7 protein-coding genes are annotated in these 6,879 nt (G+C 37.5%); 2 read left to right on the top strand and 5 right to left on the bottom strand.

Annotated features, from left to right (window positions below; all coding sequences use genetic code 11):
• Positions 1-23 precede the first annotated feature (23 nt).
• Positions 24-971 carry a polysaccharide deacetylase family protein gene (locus ACVR1I_RS05425; RefSeq protein ID WP_447442978.1) on the top strand — a complete coding sequence of 316 codons (948 nt, stop codon included), beginning with the start codon at positions 24-26 and terminating at the stop codon, positions 969-971.
• 39 nt (positions 972-1,010) lie between these two features.
• On the opposite strand, the gene ACVR1I_RS05430 is transcribed toward ACVR1I_RS05425, so the two are convergent.
• From ACVR1I_RS05430 to ACVR1I_RS05445, 4 genes are all read right to left on the bottom strand, one after another.
• Complete coding sequence (locus ACVR1I_RS05430; RefSeq protein ID WP_447442979.1) at positions 1,011-1,187, bottom strand: hypothetical protein; 177 nt, start codon at positions 1,185-1,187, stop codon at positions 1,011-1,013.
• Positions 1,188-1,265: 78 nt separating this feature from the next.
• On the bottom strand, positions 1,266-1,736 hold the full coding sequence (locus tag ACVR1I_RS05435) for a cupin domain-containing protein (RefSeq protein WP_447442980.1): 471 nt from the start codon (positions 1,734-1,736) through the stop codon (positions 1,266-1,268).
• Positions 1,737-1,754: 18 nt separating this feature from the next.
• Positions 1,755-2,774 carry a YeiH family protein gene (locus ACVR1I_RS05440; protein ID WP_447443019.1) on the bottom strand — a complete coding sequence of 340 codons (1,020 nt, stop codon included), beginning with the start codon at positions 2,772-2,774 and terminating at the stop codon, positions 1,755-1,757.
• A gap of 91 nt (positions 2,775-2,865) precedes the next feature.
• Positions 2,866-3,204: an ATP cone domain-containing protein gene (locus ACVR1I_RS05445; protein ID WP_447442981.1), complete on the bottom strand. Its 339-nt coding sequence runs from the start codon at positions 3,202-3,204 to the stop codon at positions 2,866-2,868.
• Positions 3,205-3,339: 135 nt separating this feature from the next.
• Here ACVR1I_RS05445 and pepF point away from each other — a divergent pair, with 135 nt between their 5' ends.
• On the top strand, positions 3,340-5,133 hold the full coding sequence (gene pepF / locus ACVR1I_RS05450) for an oligoendopeptidase F (protein WP_447442982.1): 1,794 nt from the start codon (positions 3,340-3,342) through the stop codon (positions 5,131-5,133).
• 121 nt (positions 5,134-5,254) lie between these two features.
• Here pepF and ACVR1I_RS05455 read toward each other — a convergent pair whose 3' ends face one another.
• Positions 5,255-6,853, bottom strand: coding sequence for a DUF445 family protein (locus tag ACVR1I_RS05455; RefSeq protein ID WP_447443020.1), 1,599 nt, complete (start codon positions 6,851-6,853; stop codon positions 5,255-5,257).
• Positions 6,854-6,879: the final 26 nt, after the last annotated feature.

Raw genomic sequence — 6,879 nt, forward strand, 5'->3', positions numbered from 1 at the left:
ACACATTGATCAAGGAGAATACCATGTCCGCCAAACGAAAAAACAAATTTAAAGAATTTGGTTTAGTCCTCTTGACTATTTTTCTTTTGATTTTTATTGTTGCTGGATTAGCTTTTACAAAAACAGAAACCTTTCATAAAATGAGAACACCTTCTGCTACCACTAGCAATGCTGCTAAAGTAACCAAGAAGTCCGAAGTAGCTCCTAGCCAAGAACCGCAAGAAGAGCCACAAACAGTTGATACTCCTGCACCTCCTTCAAATGAAGAAATTGAATGGGTTACTCAAGAATCTCCTGTACAGCTTCCCATCTTAATGTACCATGCGATCCATGTCATGGCACCAGAAGAAGCTGAAAGTGCCAATTTAATTGTCGATCCAACGATATTTGAAAGTCACATTCAAGCATTAAAAGACAATGGCTACTATGCCGTTTCTCCTGAAGAAGCCTATAAAATTCTAACTGAAAATGTTCTACCAAAGGATAAAAAAGTGGTTTGGTTAACATTTGATGACAGCATCTGGGATTTCTATGATATTGCCTATCCTATTTTAAAAAAATACAATATGAAAGCCACCAACAATGTCATTACAGGAACGGTCGGATATGAAGCTAACTTATCCTTAGATGAAATGAAAGAAATGAAAGAAAACGGTATATCACTTCAAGCTCATACTGTTAACCACCCATCATTAGAATATGTGGATGCTACCACACAAAGTTCTGAATTGGTTGGATCAAAACAATTCTTGGATACCAATCTTTCACAAGATACCATTTCAATTGCTTACCCTTCAGGAAGTTACTCTGAAGAAACTATCACTCTTGTGGAACAAGCTAATTACAAACTGGCAACTACAACTAACGAAGGAATCGCTTCAGCAGCTGATGGACTACTGACATTGAAACGAATCCGAGTCTTTCCGACTACCACTTCAGAGATGCTATTGCAAACAATCTATACGCCTTAATAAAAAGATTCGAATGGTTTAAAACCACTCGAATCTTTTTTAATACCTATCTTCTGATTCTGTGTGCACAATATAAAATCCAAACCAATGTTCTTCTTGCCCATACGGAAATACTTCCTCATATCGAAAACCAACATGATCAGCATGTTGAATGATGGAATGGCAGCAACTCACCCCATGCTCTTCTACTAAAGTTCCATGAATATGATGAGACATCGCTTTTCTCCCTTTTTTATTTTTATTATACCATAGCCATGGTTAATTAAAAAGGATATATATGTAAAATGAGAAAGGTTATACTCTTGTCAATTTTGTAATAATTTCAGTATGTTCTGGATATTTTTCGAGTAATAATGATCTCTCAAATAATTCAAAATCACTGTATTCAAAGGCAGGTGACACCATACAAGACACCATAGAAAATCCTTTTTTCACACTGGAACCAAAAATGGTTCCTTTAGGCACACAATACTGCAAGACTTGCCCTTTTTGAAAATGCAGCCCCAAATCTACTTCCTCATAACGACCATCTGGATGAATCATATGAATCGTCAAGGGTTGACCGTCATGAAAATACCAGATTTCATCAGCCGTTAAGCGGTGAAAATGAGATGGGTTCCCTTCATCTAATAAAAAATAAATACTAGAATACAAGGGGCGCTGCTCCAAGTTGTCTCCATCACGGTAAACTTCCTTAAAATAGCCACCCTCAATATGAGCCTCCATCTCTAGAGATTCAATCCAATCCATAGCTGTTTTTTTCATACCCATACCTCTTTTCCATTATATTAGTTTCATGACATATTGAAATACTAGTGAGACCATTGTGATTCCTAGCCAGCAAACACCACCTAAAATCAGAGCCGATTTCCCATTTTTTAAAAGGGATAACAAATTCGTTTTCAGACCAATTCCAGCCATAGCCATCATGATGAAAAATTTTGACAAATTTTTTAAAGATTGAAAAATACGAGTATCAATCCCAAAATATGTCAAAAAGGTTGTCAGCAAGCTGGCTAGAAGAAAATAAACAATAAACGTAGGAAATACTTTTTTCAGAGAAAAGGTCTTAGCCTGATCCAAGCTAGAACGAGACTTCCAAAAAGATAAAAAAACAGTAATCGGAATAATAGCCAATGTTCTCGTTAACTTGACTGTTACAGCAGTATCTAGTGTTTCGCTACCTAAATGAAACAAGGAATCCCAGGTAGAGGCTGCAGCAGTAACCGAAGAAGTATCATTTATAGCGGTTCCTGCAAATACTCCAAAGTTGATACCCGATTCAGTCGAAAAGCCAAGAACTTGTCCTAAAAGAGGAAAAAGAACTGCAGCTACGAGATTGTAGAAGAAAATAACAGAAATGGCTCGGGCTACTTCTTCTTCCTCAGCTTCAATAACAGGTGCAGTTGCGGCAATGGCAGAACCACCGCAGATTGAAGAACCCACTCCAACCAATATTGCTGTATGACTCGATATCCCAAATAGCCTATAAAAGAAATAGGAAACCAGGAGTGCTATTGAGATGGTTGAAATAATAATAGGCAGAGATTGTCTCCCAGTCTCTAGGATAACTATTAAATTTAAACCAAATCCAAGCAATACAACCGCATACTGCAATAATTTTTTGGAAGAAAAAGTAATTCCTGCTATTAATTCTTCTTTGTCTCCAAAAAAACGAGCTCCACCAATTCCGATGGCAAGAGCAAAAACAGCTCCACCAACAATGGGAAATACATTCCCTAGTAATTTGGCAACAATCGCAATACAAAAACACAACAGCACTCCTTTAAAGCACTTACTCATCCTCTCTTTCACATTGACTCCTTTCATAAACTACTCTTTATTATACTCTTAAATACAAAAAAATCTACCCTTTTATAAGGATAGATATAATCTAACGGATTTGTTCAAAACTAAGATGAACAATAATGCGATCGCCATAACCATTTCGTTCCAAATCTCGTTGCAAACGATAGGAAATATAGTGTTCAGCAATTGTAATATATCCTGCATCAATCAAACGGTGTTCTACTTGTGATTGTACCATGCTAATGGTTGGACGCTCTGTTTGTGCTTCTTCCAAGTCAAGTACAACTTTCTTCGTAACTTGAGCCAAGTTTTGTCTCCAAGTATCATCAATGACATAAACAGTTTGTGCTGCTTTGATAATGGCTTGATAAATTTTATCTGGGTCAAAATCAACAACTTCCCCACTTCTTTTAATGACCTGCATACAAAGCTCCTTTCTCTTGAAAACAGTTTTAAAACCTTTTCATTATACTTCTATTATCTAAGTAAATGGCTATTTTGTCAAGTTTTTTATATGAATATGGTATAATAAAAAACAGTAAAACTAAGGAGAATTTTCATGAGCAATGCAATGCCAAAACGTCAAGAAATTCATAAACAACTAACCTGGGATACTTCACTTATCTACTCTTCTGATGCTGCATATCAGCAAGCTTTAGAAGAATATCAAACCCTTGTGGCTACCTTTGAAAAAGAATTTAAGGGATTCCTAAACCATAAAACGATTATCATTGAAGCTGTTACGAAATATGAAGATATTCTACGCATTCAAAGCAAACTAATGCATTATGCTGCCCTCAACTACGATGTTGACAAGATGAATACAGACGTTGCACGACTGCTTAATGATCTAGACAATACATTTGCCACTACCAATCCACAAATTGCTTTTTTAGAAACAGAACTAGGACGACAATCCGATGAATTGTTGAAAGAAGTCATTGCTACAAAACCAGAATGGACAAGCTTTTTTGAAACCATCATTCGCCAAAAGCCACACCAATTAACTCCTGAACAAGAAGAACTTTTAGCAAACCTAGCTCCCACTTTCCAGCAAGCATACAGCAACTATGAGACAACGAAATTTGAAGACATGATCTTCGAAGACTTCGAAGCCGACGGAAAATCATATAAAAACAGTTATGTTCTCTTTGAAAATGACTATGAAATCAGTCACGATACAGCTGTTCGCCGCAACAGTGCAGATAGTTTTTACAAGACTCTTAGAGCCTATAAAAATACTACTGCTGCAACCTATCTCGCTCATGTAAAAAATGAGAAAATCCAGGCTAAATTACGTGGATTTAATTCAACGATTGATTACCTTTTATTTAAGCAAAATGTTTCAAGGGATTTATTTGACCGCCAGATTGATGTCATTATGACAGAACTGGCTCCACACATGCGTCGCTATGTCAAGTTAGTTGCAAAAGCCCATGGCTTAGAAAACATCACGCATGCCGATTTAAAAATTAGTCTGCCATCTGACTATAATCAACGCATTACGCCAGAAGAATCCAAACAATTCTTAATTGACTGCCTCGGTATTCTCGGAGAAGACTACGTAAAAATGATTGAACAATCTTTTGAAGAACGTTGGATTGATTTTGCTCAAAATGAGGGCAAAGCAACTGGTGGTTACTGTGCTACTCTCTATGATGGTCCTTCCTACATTCTTTTGTCATGGACAGGATTGATGAATGAAGTCCTTGTTTTAGCACATGAATTAGGGCATGCAGGCCATTTCCAACTAGCTAAAAAACAAAGCATTTTAAACTATGATCCGTCTCTCTATTTTATTGAAGCTCCTTCCACTGCCAATGAAGTCTTAACATGTAACACTTTATTGAAAAAACAAGCTGACAATCCTGATTTCAAAGCCTATCTCATTAGCGAATTGATTAGTCGAACTTATTTCCATAATATGGTCACACACTTGCTTGAAGCTGCCTTTCAACGTGAGGTTTATACTCGTATTGATAACGATGAATATTTAAATGGCGATATTCTTTGTGACATCAAACGCAACATACTAAAAGAATTCTGGGGAGAAGAATTTGAAATTGGCGAGGACGCTGGTCTAATCTGGATGCGTCAGCCCCACTACTATATGGGGCTCTATCCATACACCTATTCTGCTGGTTTGACAATCGGAACCGCTATGGCGCAACAATTAGAAGAAAATTCTGAGGAGGTTGTTGAAACATGGCTTGAAACACTTTCGCTTGGAGCAAGCTTATCCGCCCAAGAACTAGCCAAACATGCAGGTGTAGACGTTTCAACTGATAAACCGCTCAAAGATACCATCGCTTATGTTGGATCTCTAGTTGAGCAATTGGAAAGCCTCATTTAATTTATTATTTATAAAAAACTCATGTAACTTACCTTATACATTTAACTGTATTTGAAGTTAATGAGTTCTTTTTTTATACAAAAAAACGTAGTTTGTGATAAAACTACGTTTTTATTGTCCGTTAATCTTCAAGTGGTTTTGCTAAAGCAATTTCATCTTTAATGTCAACTTCTTCGCGTTTGCGTTTTGCAAGCAAACCTGCGCTGAGAAGAAGACCGATACCGCCAAGAAGAGCTGTGTGGCTTTCTTTTGTACCAGTTGCTGGCAATACTTTACCATAACGTGGAGTTACACCAGGTACAGGTAATTCAGATGGAATTTCTGAAGGTATTTCTGAGGTAGACTCAGAAGGGAACTCAGAAATTGATTCGGATACAGATTCAGAAATTGACTCACTTACTGATTCACTTACTGATTCAGAAATTGATTCTGATACTGATTCAGAGATAGATTCTGATACTGACTCAGAAATAGATTCTGATGTTGATTCAGAAATTGATTCTGATACTGACTCAGAAACGGATTCAGAGATTGACTCAGAAACTGATTCGGATACCGATTCAGAAACTGACTCAGATACGGACTCTGATACTGACTCTGATACTGACTCAGAAACGGATTCTGACACTGACTCAGAAATTGATTCTGATACTGATTCTGATACTGACTCAGAAACAGATTCTGACACTGACTCAGAAATGGATTCTGATACTGATTCAGAGATTGACTCTGATACTGATTCAAAAACGGATTCAGAGATTGACTCAGAAACTGATTCGGATACTGATTCTGATACGGATTCTGAGATTGACTCAGATACTGATTCACTTACTGACTCAGAGATTGACTCGCTTACTGACTCAGAAATGGATTCTGATACTGACTCAGATACGGATTCTGAGATTGACTCAGATACGGATTCGGATACGGATTCAGAGATTGATTCAGAGATTGATTCAGAAACGGATTCTGACACTGACTCAGAAACGGATTCTGAGATTGACTCAGATACTGATTCGGATACCGATTCAGATACTGATTCAGAAACTGATTCAGAAACGGATTCAGAAACTGACTCTGATACTGACTCTGATACTGACTCAGAAATGGATTCGGACACTGACTCAGATACTGATTCAGAAATGGACTCAGAAACGGATTCTGATACTGACTCAGAGATGGACTCACTTACTGACTCGGATACTGATTCAGAAATGGACTCAGATACGGATTCGGATACTGACTCAGAAATTGATTCAGAAACTGACTCAGAAATTGATTCAGAAACTGACTCAGAAATTGATTCAGAAACTGACTCAGAGATGGATTCTGATACCGATTCAGAGATTGATTCACTTACTGACTCTGATACTGATTCGGATACTGACTCAGAGACGGACTCAGAGATTGACTCACTTACTGATTCAGAAATTGATTCAGAAACTGACTCAGAGATGGACTCGGATACTGATTCAGAAATGGACTCAGAAACGGATTCGGATACTGACTCGGATACTGACTCAGAAATTGATTCTGATACTGACTCAGAGATGGACTCGGATACTGATTCAGAAATGGACTCAGAAACGGATTCGGATACTGACTCAGATACTGATTCGGATACTGATTCAGAAACGGATTCGGATACCGATTCAGAAATGGATTCTGATACTGACTCAGAAACGGATTCTGAGATTGATTCTGAAACTGACTCAGAGATGGACTCACTTACTGACTCTGATACGG

This window comes from Streptococcus cameli, assembly GCF_053207365.1.

What these genes read in the sequence shown, in the direction of transcription:
- ACVR1I_RS05425 (WP_447442978.1), top strand. Translation starts at nt 24, where the DNA reads ATGTCCGCCAAACGAAAAAACAAATTTAAAGAATTTGGTTTAGTCCTC.
- ACVR1I_RS05430 (WP_447442979.1), bottom strand. Translation starts at nt 1,187, where the DNA reads ATGTCTCATCATATTCATGGAACTTTAGTAGAAGAGCATGGGGTGAGT.
- ACVR1I_RS05435 (WP_447442980.1), bottom strand. Translation starts at nt 1,736, where the DNA reads ATGAAAAAAACAGCTATGGATTGGATTGAATCTCTAGAGATGGAGGCT.
- ACVR1I_RS05440 (WP_447443019.1), bottom strand. Translation starts at nt 2,774, where the DNA reads ATGAGTAAGTGCTTTAAAGGAGTGCTGTTGTGTTTTTGTATTGCGATT.
- ACVR1I_RS05445 (WP_447442981.1), bottom strand. Translation starts at nt 3,204, where the DNA reads ATGCAGGTCATTAAAAGAAGTGGGGAAGTTGTTGATTTTGACCCAGAT.
- pepF (WP_447442982.1), top strand. Translation starts at nt 3,340, where the DNA reads ATGAGCAATGCAATGCCAAAACGTCAAGAAATTCATAAACAACTAACC.